The sequence below is a fragment of the Cellulomonas hominis genome (assembly GCF_005239125.1).
In the GTDB taxonomy this organism is placed as follows: Bacteria; Actinomycetota; Actinomycetes; order Actinomycetales; family Cellulomonadaceae; genus Cellulomonas; species Cellulomonas hominis_A.
In genome coordinates this window covers 1-22002 of record NZ_SZYE01000029.1, presented here as the reverse complement: position 1 = coordinate 22002, position 22002 = coordinate 1, and the positions used below count along the sequence as shown (strand labels likewise).

Here is a 22002-nt window from a genome sequence, read left to right as displayed (position 1 = left end):
CGATCCGAGGGGCACGGCCGCGCCAGGGGGCGTCGCGCCGGATCGGACGAGGGAGTCGAGATGAGGCACGGGAAGCGCCACCGTGCGGGGAATGCGCTCGCCGCGTGCCTCGCGCTGGTGGCGGTGGTGACGGTCGCGGGCTGCGGGTCCGCGGACCCGGGCGCGGGCGGTGCGGCGGGCGAGGACGGCGGCCGGCCGCTGGTCGGCGTGGCGATGCCCACGACGACGTCCGAGCGGTGGATCGCGGACGGCGAGAACGTCCAGGACCAGCTGCAGGCGCTCGGCTACGACGTCGACCTGGAGTACGCGGAGAACGACGTGCCCACCCAGGTCCAGCAGCTGCAGGACATGATCGCCGCCGGCGCCGACGCGCTGGTGATCGGCTCGATCGACGGTGTCGCGCTCAAGGACGTCCTGGGTGACGCCGCCGACGCCGGCATCCCGGTGATCGCCTACGACCGGCTGATCCGCGAGTCGCCCGACGTCGCCTACTACGCGACCTTCGACAACGCCCGGGTCGGCGTCCTGCAGGCCACGCAGCTGCTGCAGGGCCTCGGCGTCCTGGACGCCGGCGGCGAGCCCACCGGCGCGACCGGCCCCTACAACGTCGAGCTGTTCGCCGGGTCGACCGACGACAACAACGCGAGCGTCTTCTACTCCGGCGCGATGCAGGTGCTGACGCCGTACCTCGACTCCGGGGTGCTCGTCGTGCCGTCCGGCGAGACGGACTTCGAGACGATCGCCACCGCCGCGTGGGACCCGAAGAACGCCACCGCGCGGATGCAGACCCTGCTCCCGCGGTACGCCGACCGGCGCCTCGACGGGGTGCTGTCCCCGTACGACGGCATCTCGATCGCGGTCCTCGACGCCGTCAAGGGCATCGGCTACGGCTCGGACGCGCTGCCGCTGCCGGTCGTGACCGGCCAGGACGCCGAGCTGGCGTCCGCGAAGTCGATCGCGGCGGGGGAGCAGTACGGCACGGTCTACAAGGACACCCGCCAGCTCGCGGAGGTCGCGGTCTCGATGGTGCGCGCGCTGCTGGACGGCGCGGAGCCCGAGACCAACGACAACGCCTCGTACGACAACGGCGTGAAGGTCGTGCCGTCGTACCTGCTGGCGCCGCAGGTGGTCACGGGGGAGAACTACCGCCAGGTCCTCGTGGACGGCGGCTACTACACGGCGGAGGAGCTGGGCTGATGCGCACCACCGACCACACCCCGGCCGGCGCGACCCGCCGGAACCGCGCGTCCTGGTTCTGGGACCGCCCGATCGCCCTGAAGATCGCCGTCTCGCTGCTGGTGCTCGGCGGCACGTTCGCCCTCGTCGGCGGCGTCGGCGCCGTGGCGCTGTACCGCGCGGGCCAGCACCTGGAGGAGATGTCCGGGCTGACCGGCGACCTGCAGTCGGCGATGTCCGAGCTGCGCACCGCGCAGACCCGCAGCCACCTGCTCGTGCACCGCGCCGCCGAGGCGACCGACGAGTCCGTCCGGGCGCAGCTGCTCGAGTCCTCGGCGTGGAACGACCGCGACGTCGCCGCGCAGATCGACGCCATCGACGGCTACCCGCAGTCCGGCACCCGGCAGTGGACGGACTTCGTCGACCGCTGGGACGCCTGGGTCACCTACCGCGACGGCACGCTGCTGCCGTTCGTCGAGGCGGGCGACCTGCCCGGGCTGCGCACCGCGCTCGCGGCCGACGCCTCGGCCGACCCCGACTGGGCGGGCCGCGCGCTGGCGCTCGCGCAGGGCCAGGTCGACGCGCAGGTGGACCAGATCCTGGCCGACAGCCGCGCGGAGGTGAACCGCACGATCGTCGCGCTCGTCGTCGCGTTCGTGGTCGGCGCCGCCCTGTCCGGGCTGCTGGCCGTGCTGGTCATCCGCCGGATCACCCGGGCGGTGCGCAGCGTGCAGGGGTCGCTCGAGGCGATGGCCGACGGCGACCTCACCGTGCCGACCGAGGTGCCGTGGCACGACGAGACGGGCCGGATGGCCGAGGCGCTCGGCCAGGCGCAGGAGTCGCTGCGCACGACGCTCGCGGGCGTGGTGGACGCGGCCGGCTCCGTGGAGACGACCGCCGCCAGCCTCACCGCGTCGAACGGCGACGTCGTCGCGGGCTCCCAGGAGACCTCCGCGCAGGCCGGGGTCGTGGCCGCGGCCGCCGAGGAGGTGTCCCGCAACGTGCAGGCGGTCGCCGCCGGCGCCGAGCAGATGGGCGCGTCCATCCGGGAGATCGCCCAGAACGCCTCGCACGCCGCCAAGGTGGCGAGCCAGGCGACCGACGTGGCCGCCGCCACCAACGAGCAGGTGGCCCGCCTGGGGTCGTCGTCCCAGGAGATCGGGAACGTCGTCAAGGTCATCACGAGCATCGCGGAGCAGACGAACCTGCTGGCGCTGAACGCGACGATCGAGGCGGCGCGGGCCGGGGAGGCGGGCAAGGGGTTCGCGGTCGTGGCCGGCGAGGTCAAGGAGCTGGCCCAGGAGACCGCCAAGGCCACGGAGGACATCGCCCGCCGGGTCGAGGCCATCCAGAACGACACCTCGGCGGCCGTCACGGCGATCGGCGAGATCTCCCAGATCATCGCGTCGATCAACGACTACCAGCTCACCATCGCCAGCGCGGTGGAGGAGCAGACGGCGACCACCAACGAGATGTCGCGCTCCGTCGCGGAGGCCGCGACCGGGTCGGGTGAGATCGCCACGAACATCACCGGCGTCGCGGGTGCCGCGGCGCGCTCCGCGGACGTCCTCGGGGCGGTGTCCTCGCAGGTCAACGACCTCGCGTCGCTGTCCGCGGACCTGCACGAGCGGGTCGCCCGTTTCACCTTCTGACGGCCCCCACCGGGCCGCCCCGGCGGCTCAGGAACCGGCCGCACCGACCGATCAGAACCACGAACCCGGCCGGTGCGGCCGGTCCGCGTGTAAGGGGAACTTCGTGACCAGGATCCGTGTGCTGGTGGTCGACGACTCGGTCGTCGTCCGCCGGCTGGTGACGGACTCGCTCTCGCGCGACCCCGACATCGAGGTGGTGGGCTTCGCCTCCAACGGGCGCATCGCGCTCGCCAAGGTCGACCAGCTGGCCCCCGACCTCGTCACCATGGACATCGAGATGCCGGAGATGAACGGCATCGAGGCGGTGCGCGCGCTGCGCCGCAACCGGCACACCATGCCGATCATCATGTTCTCCACGCTCACCGAGCGCGGTGCGTCCGCCACCCTGGACGCCCTCGTCGCCGGCGCGACGGACTACGTGACCAAGCCCGCGAACGTCGGCAGCGTCCAGGAGTCGCTGGACCGGGTCGCGAGCGAGCTCATCCCGAAGATCAAGGCGCTGGTGCAGCACCGGCCCGGTGCCGCCGGGGCGCTCCCGCCCGCCGGCGGCCCGGTCGCCGGGGCGGCACCGGCCGGCGCACCCGCGCCCCGCACCCGCCTCGGCGCCGGTGCGGCCGCGGGGCCGGCCCCGGTCGCCTCCTCGGCGAACTCCCGCCGCGCGGTCGTCACCCGCCCGGCGCCCGCGCCGCACCCGGTGAGCGCCGTCATCATCGGCTCGTCCACCGGCGGCCCCGAGGCGCTGTCCAAGGTGATCGGCGCGCTGTCGGCGGCGCCGCCGGTGCCCGTGCTCGTCGTGCAGCACATGCCGCCGGTGTTCACCCGGCAGCTCGCGGCCCGCCTGGACCGGCTCGGCCCGGCCACGGTCGTGGAGGCCGCCGACGGCGACGTGCTCCAGCCGGGCACCGTCTACATCGCCCCGGGCGACCACCACCTCGAGCTCAGCCGGTCCGCCGGCCAGCTCCGGGTCAAGCTGACGGACGGCCCGCCGGTGAACTTCTGCCGGCCCGCCGTCGACGTGCTGTTCCGGTCCGCGGTGCGCGAGCTCGGCGGGCAGCTGCTCGCCCTCGTCCTCACCGGCATGGGCGCGGACGGCCGCACCGGCTGCGAGGACGTCGTCGGGGCCGGCGGCACCGTCGTGGTCCAGGACGAGCCCACCAGCGTCGTGTGGGGGATGCCCGGGGCGGTCGCGACCGCCGGGTTCGCCCACCGCGTGCTTCCCCTGAGCGAGGTCGCCCCCACCCTCGAGTCCGTGCTGGCCCGCGCCGGCGGCGGACGTCCCGCAGCCCCGATCGGAGGTCGGCCGTGAGCCTGACCCAAGACACGTTCGCCTTCGTCGCCGACGTCGTGCGGCGGCGCAGCGCCATCCAGCTGGAGGCCGGCAAGGAGTACCTCGTGGAGAGCCGGCTGCTGCCGCTCGCCCGCGAGGGGGGCCACGCCGGCGTCGACGCCTACGTCCGCGAGGTGCGGTCCGCGCGCCGGGAGTCCGACCTCGCCGACATCGTCGAGGCCCTCACCACGAACGAGACGTCCTGGTTCCGGGACAACGCCCCGTTCAGCGCGCTCCGGACGCACATCGTGCCCGGCCTGCGCGCCGAGCGGACCGTGCTCGACGGCCTCAAGGTGTGGTCGGCCGCCTGCTCCACCGGGCAGGAGCCCTACTCCATCGCCATGACGCTCACCGACGTGCTCGGCCCGGGCGCGCGGTTCAGCATCACGGCCACCGACCTGTCCGAGCAGGTGCTCGCCCAGGCCCGGTCCGGGCGGTACTCGCAGCTCGAGGTCAACCGCGGCCTGCCCGCGCCCATGATGGTCCGCTGGTTCCAGCGGGCCGGGCACGACTGGCAGATCGCCGACGAGCTGCGCCGCAGCATCACGTTCGCGAAGCACAACCTGCTCGACCTGCCGCCCGCCGGCCCGTTCGACGTCGTGTTCCTGCGCAACGTGCTCATCTACTTCGACCTCGAGACCAAGCGCTCGATCCTCGGCCGGGTGCACCGCGCGCTCCGCCCCGGCGGGTACCTGGTGCTCGGCGCCGCCGAGACCACGATCGGGGTCGACGGCGACTGGGAGCGGGTCCCCGTCGAGCGCGGGTCGGTGTACCGGCCGGTGCACGCCGGCGCCGTCCCGTCCCCGCGCCTCGCACCCGGCACCCTCACCGGCGCCACCCCGGCGGTCCCGACCGCGGCGCCCCGCGTGCCCGCCGCCGGGGCCCCCACGTCCACCTGGCCGGTCCAGCCGCGACCGGCCACCACCCTGCCCACCGCGCCGCGGCGCCCCGCCGGACCGGCATTCGAACAAGGAGTGACGCGATGAGAGCACTGGTCATCGACGACTCGCGGACGATGCGGCGCATCGTCGCGGGCGCCCTGGAGGACCTGGGGTTCAGCACCGTCCAGGCCGGGGACGGGCAGCAGGCGCTGGACCTGCTCGAGTCGGGAGAGGAGGTCGACCTCGCCTGCATCGACTGGAACATGCCGGTGATGGACGGCCTCACCTTCGTCACCAAGGTCCGCGCCAACCCGGCGTGGCGCAACATCACGCTGATGATGGTCACGACCGAGAGCGAGCACGGCCAGATCGTGCGCGCGCTCGCGGCGGGCGCCCACGAGTACCTGATCAAGCCGTTCACCACCGATGCCATCCGCGACAAGCTCGACCTGCTCGGGCTCGTCCCCGCCGAGGAGCCCGTATGACCGCCGCCGCCGTGGAGCAGGACCAGGTGTTCGCGATCGCCGAGGAGGTGTTCGCGGCGATGGTCGACGGGGAGCCCGGCCACCTCCGCCCCTGGGAGGGCGACGTGCCCGCCCCCGCCGAGCCGCTGGCCGCCTGGGTGGACGTGCACGGCGAGCTCGCCGGGCGCGCCGCCGTCGCCACCGACGTCGCGACCGCGCACGCGCTGACCCGCGCCCTGCTGGGCATGGGTGCCGACGAGCCCGTCGGCCCCGAGGACCTGGTCGACGCGTTCGGCGAGGTCGCGAACGTCGTCGGCGGCAACGTCAAGGCGCTGCTGCCGAGCCAGGGCACCCTCGGGCTGCCCCAGGTCCGCTCGGACCTCCCCGCGGCCCCCGCCGGGTCGCTCACCCACGAGCTGCGCCTCGACTGGCGCGGCCGTCCCCTCGTCGTCGTGGTCTCGCTGTTCCAGTGAGCCCCGGCACCACCCAGACCCCCGCGTCCACCGTCGCGGGACCCGCCACCGAAGGGAAGTGACGAGCATGATCCGCGTGCTCATCGCCGACGACAGCCGGGTGATGCGGCAGATCGTGATCCGCACGCTGCGCCAGGCCGGCTACGACTGGGACGTCCGCGAGGCGTCCGACGGCCAGGAGGCCCTCGAGGCCGTGCGGGCCGACGAGCCCGACGTCATCCTGTCCGACTGGAACATGCCGAACCTGACCGGCATCGACCTGCTGCGCGCCCTGCGCGCCGAGGGGTTCGGCACCCCGCTCGGGTTCGTGACCTCCGAGGGCTCCGAGGAGATGCGCACCACCGCCGAGGAGGCCGGTGCGCTGTTCCTCATCGCCAAGCCGTTCACCGCGGACACGTTCCGCGAGGCGATCGACCCGGTGCTGGCATGAGCGACGCCACGCCGCTGCCCGCCGCCATGGAGGTGCGGGAGCACTGGGAGGGCCTGGTCGGGCGGGACATCACCGTCACGACCGGCGGCCCGATGGTCGACCCGGTGCTCAACGGCGGGGCGCTGGTCGGCGTCTACGTCGACAGGCTGATGAAGCTGTCCGCGCTCGTGCTGTTCGACCTGCCGCTCGCCGCCCATCTGGGCGCGTCGATCGCGCTCGTCCCGGCCCGCACCGCGCAGACCGCCGTCGAGGAGGAGCAGCTGCCCTCGGCCCTGGCCGAGAACGCCGGCGAGATCCTCAACGTCACCGCCGCGCTGTTCAACGTCGGCGACGCCCCGCACCTCAAGCTCGACAAGTGGTACGCCCCGCGGGAGCCGCTGCCGGCCGACGTGGCCCAGTGGGTGCTGGCGTACGTGCGCCGGCTCGACCTGGAGGTCGAGGTGTCCGGCTACGGCACGGGCACCGCGTCGGTCCTGGTCATCTGAGGCGTCCCGCCACGCGGCGGCCCGGGTCCCGCGACGGGCCCGGGCCGCCGCGTGTTTCGGGCCGGTGAACACCTCCCGGACACCCGCGACCGGACCCTCACCCGTCCGCCATACTTCCCCCCATGTCCACCACCTCCCCGCGGGCGACCGCTCCGGCGTCCGCCGCGCCGAAGAACGCGGTCGACCGGTTCTTCAAGATCTCCGAGCGCGGGTCGACCATCGGCACCGAGATCCGTGGCGGCCTCGTCACCTTCTTCACGATGAGCTACATCATCGTGCTGAACCCGCTCATCCTGGGGACCGTCCAGGACGGCTCCGGGAACTTCCTCGGCGGCGGGTCCGAGCCGAACATCCCGATGATCGCCGCGACCACCGCCCTGGTCGCCGGCGTCATGTCGATCCTCATGGGCCTCGTCGCCAACTTCCCGCTGGCGCTCGCCGCGGGCCTCGGCCTGAACGCCGTCGTCGCCTACTCGATCGCGTCGCTGCCCGACATGACCTGGGCCGACGCGATGGGCATCGTGGTGCTCGAGGGCCTGATCATCCTCGTGCTGGTGCTCACCGGTTTCCGGGAGGCCGTGTTCCGCGCCGTCCCGATGGAGCTCAAGACCGCCATCAGCGTCGGCATCGGCCTGTTCATCGCGTTCATCGGCCTGTTCGACGCCGGGTTCGTGCGCATCCCGTTCAGCCAGGCGACGCCCGTCGAGCTCGGCATCGGCGGCTCGCTCGGCTCCTGGCCGCTGCTGGTGTTCGTCGTCGGCCTGTTCCTCGCGATCATCCTGATGGCCCGCAAGGTGCACGGCGCGATCCTCATCGCCATCGCCGTGTCCACCGTGCTGGCCATCGTCGTGGAGGCCGTCGGGAACCTCGGCGAGCGCTCCGCGGAGAACGCCGACGGCTGGTCGCTGGCCGTGCCGTCCGTGCCGGACTCGCTCGTGGCCGCGCCCGACTTCTCGCTCCTCGGCCAGTTCTCGCTGTTCGGGTCGATCGAGAAGATCGGGCTCGTCGCGGTGATCCTGCTGGTGTTCTCGGTGATGATCGCCGACTTCTTCGACACGATGGGCACGATGGTCGCCGTCGGCGGCGAGGCCGGCCTGCTGGACGAGGAGGGCAACCCGCCCCGCACCCGCCAGATCCTGGTCGTCGACTCGATCGCCGCGGCCGCGGGCGGCGCCGCCTCGGTGTCGTCGAACACATCCTACGTCGAGTCCGCCGCGGGCGTCGGCGACGGCGCACGCACCGGCCTCGCGTCGGTCACCACCGGCGTCGCCTTCCTGCTCGCGACCTTCCTGTCCCCGCTGGTCGGCATGGTGCCGTTCGAGGCGGCCACCCCGGCCCTGGTCGTCGTCGGCTTCCTCATGGTGATGCAGGTGTCCGGCATCGACTGGAAGAACTTCGAGGTCGCCGTGCCGGCGTTCCTCACGATCGTGCTCATGCCGTTCTCGTACTCGATCACGGTCGGCATCGGCGCGGGCGTCATCTCGTTCGTCGTCCTGAAGCTGGCGCTCGGCAAGGTCCGCCAGGTGCACCCGCTCATGTGGGTGGCCGCGGCGCTGTTCGTCGTCTACTTCCTCATCGGCCCGATCAAGTCCTGGCTGGGCGTCTGACCCCGCCCGGCACGACCCCGACCACGCCCGCCCGGACCGCGCGTCCGGGCGGGCGTCGTCGTCCCGGGGCTCCCGGCGGGGGGCTGCCCCGGGTGCCGGTGGGTGCCGGCGGGCCACGGTAGGTTCGGGGGGGTCCACCCGCCACCGCCGAAGGGTCCTCCATGCACGTCTCCGTCATCGGCTGCGGCTACCTGGGCGCCGTGCACGCCGCGAGCATGGCCAAGCTCGGGCACACCGTCGTCGGCGTCGACGTCGACGCCGCCAAGGTCGAGCTGCTCGCCGCCGGCAAGGCCCCGTTCTACGAGCCCGGGCTGCCGGAGCTGCTGACCGAGGTCGGCGGCGAGGGGCGGCTCACGTTCGCGACGGACATGGCGGCCGTCGCCGGCGCGGCGGTGCACTTCCTGTGCGTCGGCACCCCGCAGAAGCACGGCGAGTTCCGGGCGGACCTGACCTACGTCGAGGACGCGTTCGCCGCGCTGCTCCCGCACCTGCGCCCCGGGGACCTGGTCGTCGGCAAGTCGACCGTGCCCGTGGGGACCGCCGAGGCGCTCGCCGAGCGGCTCGAGGGCACCGGGGCCACGCTCGTGTGGAACCCCGAGTTCCTGCGCGAGGGCTTCGCGGTCAAGGACACGCTGCACCCCGACCGCCTGGTCTACGGCCTGCCGACCGACGACGACGGCGTCCCGACCGCCGACGGCGACCGCGCCCGCGGGATCCTCGACGAGGTGTACGCCGCGCCGCTCGCCGAGCACACGCCGCTGGTGGTGACCGACTACGCGACGGCGCAGCTCGTGAAGGTCGCCGCGAACAGCTTCCTCGCCACCAAGATCTCGTTCATCAACGCGATGGCCGAGCTGTGCGAGGCGACCGGCGCGGACGTCACCCGGCTCGCCGACGCCATCGGCTACGACGACCGGATCGGGCGGCGGTTCCTCAACGCGGGGCTCGGGTTCGGCGGCGGCTGCCTGCCCAAGGACATCCGGGCGTTCATGGCGCGCGCCGGCGAGCTCGGGGTCGACCAGGCCCTGTCCTTCCTCCGGGAGGTCGACGCGATCAACATGCGCCGCCGGGTGCGCATGGTCGACCTGGCCCGCGAGGTGTGCGGCGGGTCCATCGTCGGCCGGCGGATCGCGGTGCTGGGCGCGGCGTTCAAGCCCGACTCCGACGACATCCGGGACTCCCCGGCGCTGTCCGTGGCCGCGCAGATGCAGCTGCAGGGCGCGCAGGTCGTGGTGACCGACCCGCAGGCCGTCGAGAACGCCCGCCGCGCGTGGCCGGGGCTGGCGTTCGCGGCCACGGCGGAGGAGGCGGTCGCGGGGGCCGACGTCGTGCTGCTGGCGACCGAGTGGCGCGAGTACCGCGAGCTCGACCCGGAGCGCCTCGGCGCGCTGGTCGCCAGGCGCGCGGTCCTGGACGGCCGCAACGTCCTCGACCCCCGCGCGTGGCGCGCGGCGGGCTGGACCTACCGCGCCCTGGGCCGCCCCTGACGCGCACCCGCACGCCCGCTCCGCGCCGCCGCTCCGCGCCGCCGCTCCGCGCCGCCGCTCCGCACTCGCCTCTCGCGCGCCGCTTGCGCCGACTCTCCATCTCGCGTCTCCGCGCGCAAGGCTCCGCGGAGTCCGCGGATGGAGACTCGGCGAGCTCATCTGCCGTGGAGTGCGCGCCGGACCCACGCGACGGCCCGGGCCGGGTGGCGGAGGACGTCGTCTGCGGTGCAGGTGATCACGCGCCAGCCCAGCGACTCGAGCTCCTGGCGGCGGCTGATGTCCCGGCGCCACGTCTCCCGGTCGGTGCGGTGGACGTCGCCGTCGTACTCCACCGCGACGAGCTCCTCGCGGTAGGACAGGTCGGGCATGGCGACGACGTAGCCGTCCGGGGCGCGGACCAGCTCGTTGACGAGCGGGCACGGCAGCCCGGCGTCCACCAGCTCCCACCGCAGGCGCGTCTCCATGCACGAGTCGGTGCCCGGTCGGGCACGGTCGAGGGCCGCGCGCAGGAGGCGGATCCCCCGGGTACCGGGTGGCAGCCGCGCCACCGCGGCCCGCAGCGCGGCGGGGCTGCTCACCGGGTGGCGCCGACGCGTCAAGGCGTCGGCCGCGACCACGAGCTCGCGCGGGCTGACGGTCGAGGCCAGCTGCACCCAGGCGCGCTCGGGTGTCATCACCCGCAGCCCGTTGCGGAGCACGACGTGCGGGACGTCGGCGTCCGAGCGCTGGTGCGCGACGATCCCGCGGCGCCGCGGCCACGACCCACCCGGACCGACCTGGACGTGCAACCCGCGCGGTGAGGCCACCCCGAACGGCAGGTCGGCGCCGTGCAGGGCGAGCGCGGTCGCGTGGCAGAACACGGCGTCGTCCGGCAGCGCCGGGGCGAGGTCCAGGCACTGCGCGACGACGTCGCCCGGCCGCGGCGCCGCGGCCGCCGACCGGACACCCGGGGTGGGTGTCCGCAGGTCGAACCGGCGCAGCTCGGGCCGGGACAGCCCGTGCTCGGCGGCCTCGGAGAGCGAGAACGGCGCGCCGGCGAGCCGGGCCGGCAGCACGGGCGGTCGTCGAGGCACCCGCCCACCCTCCCGGCACGACCCCCCGCCCCGCACCCCCGTCCCGGCCCCCTGTGGACAACCCGCGCCACCCCCGCGCCTGACGCCCGCCGAGTCTCCATCTCGCGACTGCGCGAGCGCCGATTCGCAGAGTCCGGAGATGCAGAGTCGGCGAAGGGGGCGCGCGGGTCGGGGTGGGCGGGTGTGGTTAGCGAAGGTAATGACGTAGGGTAAGGATCGTGATCGAGATCAGTGGGGGCGAGCTGGCCGGGGAGCTGCGGGTGGCGCTCGCCAAGAGCTCGCGGCGGATCCGCTCGCGGCGCGGGAGCGCGGATCTGCCCGACCCGCAGTTCAACGTGCTCGCGATCCTGCTGCGCGAGGGGCCGCTGTCGCCCGGCGCGCTCGCCGACGCCGAGCACGTGCAGCCGCCGTCGATGACGCGCACCGTCAACGCGCTGGTGGAGCTCGGCTTCGTGCAGAAGTCCGAGCACCCCACCGACGGTCGGCAGGTCGTCGTGAGCCTGACCGCGTCGGGGGAGGCCGAGGTCCGCGAGACCCGCCGCCGCCGCGACGCGTGGCTCGCCGCCCAGCTCGACACCCTGACCGAGGACGAACGCCGCACCCTGACGCAGGCCGCCGCGCTGCTGCGCCGGATCGCGGCAGGATGAGGCCGCCCGCATGAACTCGACGTTCGCGTCGCTCCGCTACGTCAACTACCGGCTGTGGTTCGCCGGTGCCCTCGTCGCGAACGTCGGCACCTGGATGCAGCGGGTGGCGCAGGACTGGCTGGTCCTGACCGACCTGTCCGACGACTCCGGCCTGGCGGTCGGCATCACCACCGCGCTGCAGTTCGCGCCGACCCTGCTGCTTTCCGCGTGGGCCGGGGTGCTCGCGGACCGGGTGAACCGCCGCAAGCTGCTGATGTTCACGCAGGGCGCGCAGGGCGTGCTCGCGTTCGGGCTCGGCGCGCTGGTGCTGTCCGGGCACGCGCAGCTGTGGCAGGTGTACCTGTTCGCGCTGGCGCTGGGCGCGGTCGCGGCCCTCGACCAGCCGGTGCGGCAGACGTTCGTCGCGGAGCTCGTGCCCGCCGGCAAGCTGTCCAACGCGGTCGGCCTGAACAGCACGTCGTTCAACGCCGCGCGGCTGATCGGCCCGGGCCTGGCCGGCCTGCTGATCGCGGCCGTCGGCACCGGCTGGGTGTTCGTGATCAACGGGGTGTCGTTCGCGGCGACGATCCTCGCGCTGGTCCTCATGCGGACCGACGAGCTGCACACGATGCCGGTCGCCCCGCGCGCGAAGGGCCAGATCCGGGAGGGCGTCCGGTACGTCCGCGGGCGCAGCGACATCCTCGTGATCATGGCGGTGATCGGCGTGGTGTCGACGTTCGGGCTGAACTTCCAGATGACCAGCGCGCTGATGGCGCGGGCGGAGTTCGGCAAGGGCGCGGGGGAGTACGGCATCCTCGGCTCGGTGCTGGCGATCGGGTCGCTGGCGGGGGCGCTGCTGGCGGCCCGGCGCGAGCGGCCCCGGGTGCGGCTGGTGATCGGCGCGGCGTTCGGGTTCGGGATCGCGACCGGCGTGCAGGCGCTGATGCCGACCTACACGTCCTACGCCGTCGCGTGCATCCCGGTGGGCCTGGCGTCGCTGACGATGATGACCGCCGCGAACACGACCATCCAGATGTCCACCGACCCGGCGGTGCGGGGCCGGGTGATGTCGCTCTACATGATCGTCATGCTCGGGGCGACGCCGATCGGGTCGCCGATCGTCGGCTGGGTCGGCGAGCAGTTCGGCCCGCGGTGGTCGATCGGCATCGGCTCGATCACGGCGCTGATGATCTCGGTCGCCGCGGCGCTGTGGGCGCGCAAGCACTGGCACCTCGAGGTGCGCTACCGCCTGCGCAGCCGCCCGCACCTCGAGGTGGTGCACCCCGCGGCGCCGGAGGCGCGCCGGGTGGTCGACCAGGTGGCGGCGCGCGAGGCGGCGGACGCGGCGCTGTAGCGCGCTCGCCGCGGCCGCCCCGCCCGCACCGCGAGCGGGTGAACCCGCCCCCGCCCCCTTGCCCGATTTGTCCGATATGTGACGATCGACGGATGGCGGTCCGACGGCGGGTGCTCATCGCGGTGGCGGTGCTGCTCGCGGCCGCCCTGCTGCTCGGCGGCTGGCTCGCGTTCCGGGTGTACCGGGCCGGCACCGCCCTGCGGGACCTGCAGGCGACGGCCGACGGCGCCCGCGCGGAGGCCGGCGCGCTGGACCTGCCGGCGCTCGAGGCGCGGCTCCCGGGCGCCCAGGACGCCGCCGCCCGCGCCGCCGACGCGGTGGACGACCCGGTCTGGCGGCTCGCGGAGCACCTGCCGCTGGTCGGCGACGACCTCCGTGCCGTGGCCGTCGTCGCGACCGCCGCGGACCGGCTGGCGCGCGACGCCGCGCCCGACCTGCTGACCGCGCTGGGCACCGTCGTGGGCCCGGGGGAGGAGCCGGCCCGGTCCGTCCCGGCGGGCTGGGTGGACCTGGCCCCGGTCGTCGACGCCGCCCCCGCCGCCGCGCGCGCCGCGAGCGTGGTCGACGGCCTGCGCGCCGACCTCGCGACCCTGGACCCGGACCGGCTCGTCGGCCCCGTCGCCGGCCCGGTCGCGCAGCTGCAGGGCGCGCTCGACGGGGCGTCCTCCTCGCTGTCGGCGCTCGGCGAGGTCGCCGCGGTGCTGCCCGACCTGCTCGGCGCGGACGGCCCCCGCACCTACCTGCTGCTGTCCCTCAACCCCGCCGAGCTGCGCGCGCAGGGCGGCATCGTCGGCGCGGTCGCGGTGCTCCAGGTCGCCGACGGCGCGGTCGGGCTGGTCGGCCAGCGCAGCACGGTCGACCTGCCGGAGCTCGCCGTCCCCGCCCTGCCGCTGTCCAGCGCCGAGGCCGCGCTGTACGGCGACCGCCCCGGGCGCTGGGTGCAGGACTCCGTGCTCGTGCCGGACTTCCCGCGGGCCGCCGCGCTCGCCGCCGCGTTCTGGCAGCAGTCGACGGGCCAGGCGGTCGACGGCGTCCTCGCCACCGACCCGGTGGTGGTGGCGGACCTGCTGTCCGCGACCGGGCGGACGGTGCAGGCCGACGGCGCGGAGCTCGGCGGGGACACCCTGCTGCGCGCCCTGCTGCGGGACGCGTACCTGGCGTACGGCGACCCCCGGTCGGGCGACGCGTTCTACGCCCAGGTGGCGACGGCGGCGTTCGGGGTGCTGCGGGACGCGGCCGCCGACCCGGCGGCGGCGCGGGTCGCGGGTCAGGCCCTGCTCGACGCGGTGGACGAGCGCCGGGTGTCCCTGTGGTCGGCCGACCCGGCGGAGCAGGCGGTCCTCGCGGGCACCCCGCTCGGCGGGGCCTTCCTGTCCGGCGACGCCGTGACGCCCACCGGCCGGGTCGGTGGCGCCGTGGGGGTGTTCCTCGACGACGCCACGGCGGGCAAGCTCGACTTCGACCTCGCGGCGACCGTCACAGTCACGATGCAGGGCTGCGGCACGGCCGACCCGACGGCGCGGGTGGACCTGCGGCTCGACTACCGGCCGCCGGCGGACGTCGCCGGCTACCCGGCCCAGGTGCTGGGCGACGGGCGGTCCGGGGTGCCCGCGGGGTGGCTGGCGACCAACGTGTCGTTCTGGTCGGCCCGGGACGGGCGCGTGGGGCCGGTGTCCCGCGACGGCGCCGTGGTCGGCGGGCAGCAGGCCTCCCCCGCGCGGCGGGACGTGGCGGTGCTGACGTCGCGGCTCGAGCCGGGCGCGGGCGAGACGTACGGCGTCACCGTCCCCGCGCCGGGCGGCGCCCTGACGGTGTGGACCACCCCGACGCTCACGGGCCCCGGGGCCGTGACCGGGGAGTGCCCGGCCGGCTGACGCGTGCGGGGGATCCCCCGTCGGCGTGATTTCACCCGGAGGCGGTGCGCAGGGCCCGCAGCGGCCTCCGACCGCACGGGCCCAGGTCAGGGAGACGCCGGGCGGTCGCGGTGCCGCTGACCCCGCGACATCCGCGTGATGACGCGGGAGTTTCGCCCTCCGCCCGCCGCGCGCTCGCCCGAGGACCGTGCCTAACATGACCGAAATGTCCGATTTGTACGAATCGGGCTCGAGCTCGGCGACGATGCCGGGCACCCGGTCCTTGGGGGAGCACATGGCACACCGGCGACGCATCCTGATCGGACTGGTCGCGGCAGCGGCGGCCGTCCTCGCCCCGGTCGCCCCGGCGCTCGCGGCGCCGGCGGCCCCGGCGGCGGTCTCGGCCCCCGCGGTCACGATCGGCGACTGCGAGAACCCGAACCCGGCCGACACCCCGGCCGACGGCTACGCCCCGCCGACCCGGTGCGAGCTCGGCATCGCCCGCGCCGAGGCGGTCTGCCTGGCCGCGGCGCCCGCGCTGTCGTACGCGGTCGAGCCCGTCGGCACCTCGAACACCACCCTGACGATCACCTGGCACAACCCCGGCGGGGGCGACCTGGTGCAGTCCGGGCTGCCGCTCAGCGGGCAGGTGTACTGGCCCGGGACCGTCGTCGTGGACGGCGTGGTCACGGACTGGCCGGGCTGGACCCAGCTGCCCGACGGCTCGTGGAGCCAGCACGACGCCTACGACTACACCCGGCCGCAGGTCGAGGTGACCTTCGAGGTCAACCCGAGCGCGACCACGGTCGTGTCCTACCCGCCGGAGTCGGCGGTGTGCGCGAACCCGCCGCAGGCGCTCGTCGCCGGGGTGGTCACCACGTCCGAGGTGCTCGCCGCCCCGGACCTCGCGGCCTCCTCGGACGTCGCCGCCGCGCCGGAGGACGTCCGGGCGGCCTCGGCGGTGCTCGCGGTCACCGGGGCGAACTCGACCCCGCTGCTCGTCGCCGCCGGGCTGATGCTGCTGGCCGGCGGGGCGCTCGCCGCGATCCCGGTCCGCCGCCGGCACCGCGCGGGCTGACGCGGAGCGGGCGCGGCGCCCCGGGGTCGTCCCCCGCCGGCGCCGCGCCCGGTGTCGCGCCGGGCGGCCGCCGTGGCGCCGCGGCCGCGCGTCAGACCAGCCGGTCCACCACGTGGTCGAGGCACGCGGTGAGCGCCAGCACGTCGTCCGGCTCGACCGCGGGGAACATCGCGACCCGCAGCTGGTTCCGCCCGAGCTTCCGGTACGGGTCGACGTCGACGATGCCGTGGGCCCGGAGGATCTTCGCCACCGTCGGCGCCTCGACCTCCGGCGCCAGGTCGATCGTGCCGACGACCGGCGACCGCTGCTCCGGGTCGGCGACGAACGGCGACGCCCAGTCGCGCGCCTCGGCCCAGCCGTACAGGTGGCCGGCGGAGGTCGCGGTGCGCTCGGCGCACCAGGGCAGGCCACCGTTGGCGAGCATCCAGTCGACCTGCTCGGCGAGCATGACGAGCGTCGCGATCGCCGGGGTGTTGAGCGTCTGGTCGGCGCGGGAGTTCTGCACCGCCGTCGTGAGCGACAGGAACTCGGGCACCCAGCGGCCCGACGACTCGATCCGGGCGGCGCGCTCGACGGCGGAGGGGGACAGCACCGCCAGCCACAGGCCGCCGTCGGAGGCGAACGACTTCTGCGGCGCGAAGTAGTAGGCGTCGGTCTGGGACACGTCGACCGCGAGGCCGCCGGCGCCGGACGTGGCGTCCACGAGCACGAGCGCCCCCTGGTCCGCCGAGCCGGGCACCCGGCGGACCGGGGCGACGGCGCCGGTCGACGTCTCGTTGTGCGGCCACGCGTACGCGTCGACGCCCTCGGCGAGCGCCGGGACCGCCGACGTCCCCGGGGCCACGGAGGTCAGCACCGGCTCGTCGAGGAACGGCGCCCGCGCCGCGGCGGCGGCGAACTTCGACCCGAACTCGCCGAACACGGCGTGCGCGGACCGGCGCTCGACCAGGCAGAGCGTCGCCAGGTCCCAGAACGCGGTGGACCCGCCGTTGCCGAGCGCGACCTCGTAGCCGTCGGGCAGCGCGAACAGCTCGGAGAGCCCGGCGCGCACCCGGCCGACGAGGTGCTTCACCGGCGCCTGGCGGTGCGAGGTGCCCAGCAGGGTGCGCCCCGCCGCGGACAGCGCGCGCACCTGCGCGTCGCGCACCTTGGCGGGGCCGGAGCCGAACCGCCCGTCGGACGGCAGCAGGTGCTCCGGGATGGTCACGGCGGGCGGCGTGGTCGCGGTCACCTGCCGCACGATACTCAGGCACGTCCGTCGGGCGCCGGAGCCGACTAGCCTGTGGACGGACGTCCGCGCACGACAGGAGGGCACCGGCGTGAGTGACCTGATCGACACGACCGAGATGTATCTGAAGACGATCTACGAGCTCACCGAGGAGGGCATCACCCCGCTGCGCGCCCGCATCGCCGAGCGCCTGGGGCACAGCGGCCCGACGGTGTCGCAGACCGTCGCCCGGATGGAGCGCGACGGGCTCCTGGTCGTGTCCGGCGACCGCCACCTCGAGCTGACCGAGGTGGGGCAGGGCAAGGCGATGCGCGTCATGCGCAAGCACCGCCTCGCCGAGCGGCTGCTGACCGACGTGATCGGGCTCGACTGGGAGTACGTGCACGAGGAGGCGTGCCGCTGGGAGCACGTCATGAGCGAGCGCGTGGAGCGGCGCCTGGCCGGGCTGCTCGACCACCCGCACTTCGACCCGTACGGCAACCCGATCCCGGGCCTCGACGAGATCGGCGAGGAGCGCACCCCGGTCGGGTTCCTCGACGGCGTCGCCCCCGTCGTCGCCGTGGTCGTCGAGGCCGGCGGCTCGACCAAGGGCGTCGTCGCCCGGCTGGGCGAGCCGATCCAGACCGACGTCGAGCTGCTCGCGCGGCTGGCGCAGGCCGGTGTCCGCCCGGGGAACGAGATCGCGGTGGAGAAGAACGGCAACACGGTCACCGTCGGCGCCCCGGGCGCGGAGACGGTCCTGGACCTGCCGCAGGAGGTCGCGCGGCACGTGTTCCTCCGCACCTCCTGACCGACGTCCCCGAGGGCCCCGCGGGCTGTGGCGCACGCCACGCGCGGGGCCTTCGTGCGCCGGTGACCTGCTGGGCGATGTGAGCGTTCTCGCGGCCCGGGAAACAGCCCGTGACCGGAACGTGACAATCGGCTCCGGGGTCGGGTACGGTCGTCCTGCTCGTCGGAACCCTCCTCCGCACGAGCCCTTGGACGGTACGCCGAGCCCTGCCGCCGCCCGAGGTTCCGTACACACTTCGCCGGCAGGGGCGGGGGAACCACATGTGGGCACCGGAGACGGTGTCCTTGGGGTGAAGCCGCGTGACGCGACCGGTTCGTCCGGGAGCGGAGCGCGGCCGGGTATCTCCGACCCGAACCCGACAGCTCACCTCGTAGGCGCCAGGAGAGGCTGTACGTGACCGCTAGTGCTGTGCGCGCTCGACACCGTTCCGCGCGTCGCCCCGTCACCCCTTTGACCGATCTCGCCACCGCCGCCACGGGCACCCTCGCCCAGGCCGGTCGCCGCACCGCCGTCGTCGCGGCCACCACGGGCCTGATGGTCTCCGCGGTCGCCGTCCCGGCCGCCAGCGCCGCGACCGCGTCCGGCGACCAGGCCGCGCTGCCGTCGGTGGACACCGCCGCGCTGACGGCCTCGGCCAAGACGGCCCTCGAGACCGCGCCGGTCGTCACGGCCCCCGCGGACGCCGCGTGGTCGTTCGAGACGCCGGCCGTCACGGCCGTCGTCCCGGAGCCCGAGCCCGAGCCGGAGCCGGTGCGCACCACCACCTCCCGGTCCGCGCAGCGCGCCACCGCCGAGACCGCCACCGCCGCGACCGAGGTCGCCGCCTCCGCGGTGCCGCAGTCGGTCGCCGGCAACGCCGTGCTCGAGGTCGCCGCCCGCTACGTCGGCGTCCCGTACGTCTCCGGCGGCACCACCCCGGACGGCTTCGACTGCTCCGGCTTCGTGTCCTACGTCTACGCGCAGCTCGGCATCTCCCTGCCGCGCACGTCGTCCGCGATCAAGTCGGCCGGCACCGTGATCTCCGCGTCCGAGGCCCAGCCCGGCGACCTGATCTGGAGCCCCGGCCACATCTCGATCTACGCCGGTGGCGACCAGCAGATCGACTCGCCCCGCCCGGGCAAGACGATCCAGTTCCGCAGCATCTGGCAGAGCAACCCGACGTTCATCCGCGTCGGCTGAACGGCCCCGCAGCTCTCCCGACCCGACCCCCACGGCCCGCGCGGCCGTGGGGGTCGCGTCGTCCCCGGGGCCCGCGGGGCGCGCCGGGCGCGTGACGTGCGCCACAAACGATGCGGCCTCTCCGGCCAGGTGCGCGTACCCTGCTCTTGCTTGCCTCCCCCAGCGGGCCCGCCAGCCAGGCGGGTCCCCGAGGACCCAGGAGTGACGCCGTGCTGCTGCTGCCCGCCCCGCCCAGGACGCTGCTCCTGAACGCCAGCCTCGAGCCCCTCTGCGTCGTCGCGCTGCCACGCGCGGTGACCCTCGTGATGTCCGGCAAGGCCACCGTGCTCGAGTCCGACGGCCGCGTGCTGCACTCCGAGCACGTCGCGGTGCCGCTCCCGGTGGTCCTGTCGCTCACCCGGTATGTGCACGTGCCGATGCGGCGGCCCCTGCCGCCGACCCGCCGGACGGTGCTGCAGCGCGACGACCACCGGTGCGCCTACTGCGGCTCGCACGCCGACACGGTCGACCACGTGCACCCCCGCTCCCGCGGCGGCCGGCACGAGTGGGGCAACGTCGTCGCGGCGTGCCGCCGGTGCAACCACCGCAAGGCCGACCACCTCCTCCATGAGATCGGCTGGGAGCTGCGCTGGACGCCGTCCGCCCCCCGGGGTGCGACGGCGTTCCTGCGCGGGGCCGTCGTCGACGAGCCGGCCTGGTCGCCCTACCTCGCCGCCTGACCGCGGTGCCCGCCGAGCGCCCCGATCCAAGAGTTCGTCAAGCCCGCGCCACGCCGGACCCCACGGCGGGTGCGGAACGGGCATGATCGGGGGCACACTGGGATGTGCACCGAAGGAGGTCGTGGCGATGAAGCGGGACGCAGAGATCCTGGTCGGCGTGGACGGGTCGGCGGCGAGCATGCACGCCCTCGACTGGGCCGCGGCGGAGGCCCGGACGCGGGGCCGGACGCTGCACGTCGTGTGCTCGTACACGCTGCCGTCGTTCACGGCGGCCTCCCTGGACGGCGGGTACGCCGCCCTCGACGACACCGCGATCCAGCAGGGCGCCCGCGCCGTGCTGGACGAGGCGCGGCAACGCGCGCAGGGCGCTGGGCTCGAGGTCGTCACGACCGTCGCGACCGGTGACGCCGCGGCGGTCCTGGTCGAGATGTCCCGGGACGCCTCGTTCGCGGTCGTCGGCACGCGCGGCAAGGGCGGGTTCGCGGACCGGCTGCTCGGCACCGTGTCGTCGACGCTGCCCGCGCACGCCTACTGCCCGACGGTCGTCGTCCCGCTGCGCGACCAGCGGCGCGGCGGCGTCGTCCCGACCGACGAGTCCACCCCGGTCGTCCGCCCGGTGCGCCGGATGATCGTCGGCGTCGACGGCAGCCCCCAGGCCGACCTCGCGCTGCGCTACGCCATCGAGGAGGCGGAGGCGTGGGGCGCCGAGCTCACCGCGGTCGCCGGCGTGCCCGTCGGCAGCGGGTCGGGGGTCATGGCGTGGCTGCCCGCGACGATCGACCAGACCCAGGTGCTCGCCGACGTCACGGAGGGGCTGAACGTGGTCGTGGACCGCGCGATCGCCGACCGCCCGGGGCTGACGGTGAAGCGGGTGGTCCTCGACGGGACGGGCGCCGAGCTGCTGACCGAGTTCTCGACGGCGACCGACCTGATCGTCGTGGGCTCGCGCGGCCGCGGCGGGTTCGCCGGGCTGCTGCTCGGGTCGACCAGCCAGGCGGTGCTGCACCACGCGGCCTGCCCGGTCATGGTCGTGACGAACCGGTGCCAGGACCGGGTCGGCGCGGCGGGCGGCGGGTCCGCGGAGTCGGCCGCGGGCTGACGGCCCCGGGTCCCGCGGGGCCTGTGCTCGTGCCCGGCCGCGCGGAGCCGCGGCCGGGGCGTGTCACGCCGGGGGCGGCGGCACGTCCGGGCGGCGGACCAGCGCGGACAGCACGATCGTCGACCGCGTGCGCGCGACGAACGGCTCGGCCGCCAGGCGCTCGACCACCTGCTCCAGGTGCCGCATGTCCCGGGCCCGCACCTGGACGACCAGGTCCACGTCGCCGGTGACCGTGCTCGCCGCGACGACCTCGGGGTAGCGCTCGACGCCCGCGCGCATCGTCGCGGGGCTGGTCGAGCCGTGGCAGAACAGCTCGATGAAGGCCTCGGTCTCCCAGCCGAGCGCGGCCGGGTCGAGCAGCACCGTGAAGCCCCGGACGACGCCGCGCTCGCGCAGCCGGTCCACGCGGCGCTTCACCGCGGGCGCGGACAGGGCGACCACGTGGCCGATGTCCGCGTAGGACGCGCGCGCGTCGACGGCGAGCTCGCGGAGGATCGCCTCGTCGATGGGGTCGAGGTCGCCGGGGCGGGTCGGGGGCACGGGCCCATCCTCGCGCACGCCCGGGCGGAGGTCCGCGCGCCGGGGCGGGGTGGCGGGACACCGGGGCGGGGTCGGGGCGGGGGTGCGGGTGGGGGCCGGGTGGGACGGTCACCCGTCCGGGGGAGCGAGGTGCGGCGACCTGGGGGTTCGCGCGCGGCGCGGGTGAACCCGGTGCGCGGGCGTTCAGCGCGGTCCACGGCGGGTCGATGGGTGCGGTGGCAGGGGGCCCAGCGACGCACCGAGGAAGGGACCAGTCATGCCGGTGACCGGCGGACACCCGACAGACCCCTCGGAGGGCGGCGCCACGGCGCCCGCACCGCTGCCGGGCGTCCTCGCCACGGCGCCCGCGCAGCCCGACGTGGACCGCGCTGAACGCCCGCGCACCGGGTTCACCCGCGCCGCGCGCGAACCCCCAGGTCGCCGCACCTCGCTCCCCCGGACGGGTGACCGTCCCACCCGGCCCCCACCCGCACCCCCGCCC

Annotated in this window: 21 protein-coding genes and 1 riboswitch; of the genes, 18 read left to right on the top strand and 3 right to left on the bottom strand. The window is 75.1% G+C overall.

The genetic code is table 11. From position 1 onward, the window contains the following. The first annotated feature begins 60 nt into the window (after positions 1-60). The 10 genes from chvE to FA014_RS06035 all read left to right on the top strand — a co-directional run bounded on the left by chvE (position 61) and on the right by FA014_RS06035 (position 9982). Positions 61-1197, top strand: a complete 1137-nt coding sequence (chvE, locus tag FA014_RS06080) for a multiple monosaccharide ABC transporter substrate-binding protein (RefSeq protein ID WP_154728806.1) — start codon at positions 61-63, stop codon at positions 1195-1197. Further along, on the top strand, positions 1197-2828 hold the full coding sequence (locus tag FA014_RS06075; protein WP_154728805.1) for a methyl-accepting chemotaxis protein: 1632 nt from the start codon (positions 1197-1199) through the stop codon (positions 2826-2828). The genes chvE and FA014_RS06075 overlap by 1 nt, the downstream gene beginning before the upstream one ends. A gap of 103 nt (positions 2829-2931) precedes the next feature. Beyond that, on the top strand, positions 2932-4134 hold the full coding sequence (locus FA014_RS06070) for a protein-glutamate methylesterase/protein-glutamine glutaminase (RefSeq protein ID WP_154728804.1): 1203 nt from the start codon (positions 2932-2934) through the stop codon (positions 4132-4134). Continuing rightward, on the top strand, positions 4131-5141 hold the full coding sequence (locus tag FA014_RS06065; protein WP_154728803.1) for a CheR family methyltransferase: 1011 nt from the start codon (positions 4131-4133) through the stop codon (positions 5139-5141). Before FA014_RS06070 ends, FA014_RS06065 begins: the two co-directional genes overlap by 4 nt. Beyond that, on the top strand, positions 5138-5521 hold the full coding sequence (locus FA014_RS06060; protein WP_147795564.1) for a response regulator: 384 nt from the start codon (positions 5138-5140) through the stop codon (positions 5519-5521). Before FA014_RS06065 ends, FA014_RS06060 begins: the two co-directional genes overlap by 4 nt. After that, positions 5518-5973 (top strand): chemotaxis protein CheX, encoded by a 456-nt coding sequence (locus FA014_RS06055; RefSeq protein WP_154728802.1) that lies wholly within the window; start codon positions 5518-5520, stop codon positions 5971-5973. The genes FA014_RS06060 and FA014_RS06055 overlap by 4 nt, the downstream gene beginning before the upstream one ends. A 67-nt stretch (positions 5974-6040) precedes the next feature. Then, positions 6041-6403 carry a response regulator gene (locus FA014_RS06050; RefSeq protein WP_147797104.1) on the top strand — a complete coding sequence of 121 codons (363 nt, stop codon included), beginning with the start codon at positions 6041-6043 and terminating at the stop codon, positions 6401-6403. Beyond that, on the top strand, positions 6400-6888 hold the full coding sequence (locus FA014_RS06045; RefSeq protein WP_154728801.1) for a hypothetical protein: 489 nt from the start codon (positions 6400-6402) through the stop codon (positions 6886-6888). Before FA014_RS06050 ends, FA014_RS06045 begins: the two co-directional genes overlap by 4 nt. A gap of 122 nt (positions 6889-7010) precedes the next feature. After that, positions 7011-8495, top strand: a complete 1485-nt coding sequence (locus FA014_RS06040; protein WP_154728800.1) for an NCS2 family permease — start codon at positions 7011-7013, stop codon at positions 8493-8495. A 161-nt stretch (positions 8496-8656) separates the two neighbouring features. After that, positions 8657-9982: a UDP-glucose dehydrogenase family protein gene (locus tag FA014_RS06035; RefSeq protein WP_154728799.1), complete on the top strand. Its 1326-nt coding sequence runs from the start codon at positions 8657-8659 to the stop codon at positions 9980-9982. 155 nt (positions 9983-10137) lie between these two features. Here the strand turns inward: FA014_RS06035 and FA014_RS06030 are convergent, their stop codons facing one another. Continuing rightward, the gene (locus FA014_RS06030) at positions 10138-11055 is read right to left on the bottom strand and encodes a DUF559 domain-containing protein (RefSeq protein ID WP_154728798.1); all 918 of its coding nucleotides are present in this window, start codon (positions 11053-11055) and stop codon (positions 10138-10140) included. Between the two features lie 221 nt (positions 11056-11276). Between FA014_RS06030 and FA014_RS06025 the strand changes: the two genes are divergently transcribed. From FA014_RS06025 to FA014_RS06010, 4 genes are all read left to right on the top strand, one after another. Next, a complete protein-coding gene (locus FA014_RS06025) occupies positions 11277-11702 on the top strand; it encodes a MarR family winged helix-turn-helix transcriptional regulator (protein WP_419178373.1) in 426 nt (141 codons plus the stop codon). Positions 11703-11712: 10 nt separating this feature from the next. Beyond that, complete coding sequence (locus FA014_RS06020) at positions 11713-13035, top strand: MFS transporter (RefSeq protein ID WP_154728796.1); 1323 nt, start codon at positions 11713-11715, stop codon at positions 13033-13035. Between the two features lie 92 nt (positions 13036-13127). Continuing rightward, positions 13128-14909: a DUF4012 domain-containing protein gene (locus FA014_RS06015; protein ID WP_154728795.1), complete on the top strand. Its 1782-nt coding sequence runs from the start codon at positions 13128-13130 to the stop codon at positions 14907-14909. Positions 14910-15183: 274 nt separating this feature from the next. Next, positions 15184-15966 carry an LPXTG cell wall anchor domain-containing protein gene (locus FA014_RS06010; RefSeq protein WP_230322911.1) on the top strand — a complete coding sequence of 261 codons (783 nt, stop codon included), beginning with the start codon at positions 15184-15186 and terminating at the stop codon, positions 15964-15966. A gap of 91 nt (positions 15967-16057) precedes the next feature. Here the strand turns inward: FA014_RS06010 and serC are convergent, their stop codons facing one another. After that, positions 16058-17197, bottom strand: a complete 1140-nt coding sequence (gene serC, locus FA014_RS06005) for a phosphoserine transaminase (protein WP_230322910.1) — start codon at positions 17195-17197, stop codon at positions 16058-16060. Between the two features lie 88 nt (positions 17198-17285). On the opposite strand from serC, the gene FA014_RS06000 reads away from it, so the two are divergent. The 4 genes from FA014_RS06000 (at position 17286) to FA014_RS05985 (ending at position 20981) form a co-directional block, all read left to right on the top strand. Continuing rightward, positions 17286-17984, top strand: a complete 699-nt coding sequence (locus FA014_RS06000) for a metal-dependent transcriptional regulator (protein ID WP_154728794.1) — start codon at positions 17286-17288, stop codon at positions 17982-17984. A 226-nt stretch (positions 17985-18210) separates the two neighbouring features. Then, positions 18211-18375: riboswitch (cyclic di-AMP (ydaO/yuaA leader) on the top strand. 2 nt (positions 18376-18377) lie between these two features. Further along, positions 18378-19163 carry a C40 family peptidase gene (locus FA014_RS05995; protein WP_154728793.1) on the top strand — a complete coding sequence of 262 codons (786 nt, stop codon included), beginning with the start codon at positions 18378-18380 and terminating at the stop codon, positions 19161-19163. A 209-nt stretch (positions 19164-19372) separates the two neighbouring features. Continuing rightward, a complete protein-coding gene (locus FA014_RS05990; RefSeq protein WP_230322909.1) occupies positions 19373-19882 on the top strand; it encodes an HNH endonuclease in 510 nt (169 codons plus the stop codon). Between the two features lie 127 nt (positions 19883-20009). Next, positions 20010-20981, top strand: a complete 972-nt coding sequence (locus FA014_RS05985; RefSeq protein WP_154728791.1) for a universal stress protein — start codon at positions 20010-20012, stop codon at positions 20979-20981. A gap of 63 nt (positions 20982-21044) precedes the next feature. Here FA014_RS05985 and FA014_RS05980 read toward each other — a convergent pair whose 3' ends face one another. Further along, positions 21045-21521, bottom strand: a complete 477-nt coding sequence (locus FA014_RS05980) for an Lrp/AsnC family transcriptional regulator (RefSeq protein WP_147795577.1) — start codon at positions 21519-21521, stop codon at positions 21045-21047. Positions 21522-22002 lie beyond the last annotated feature (481 nt).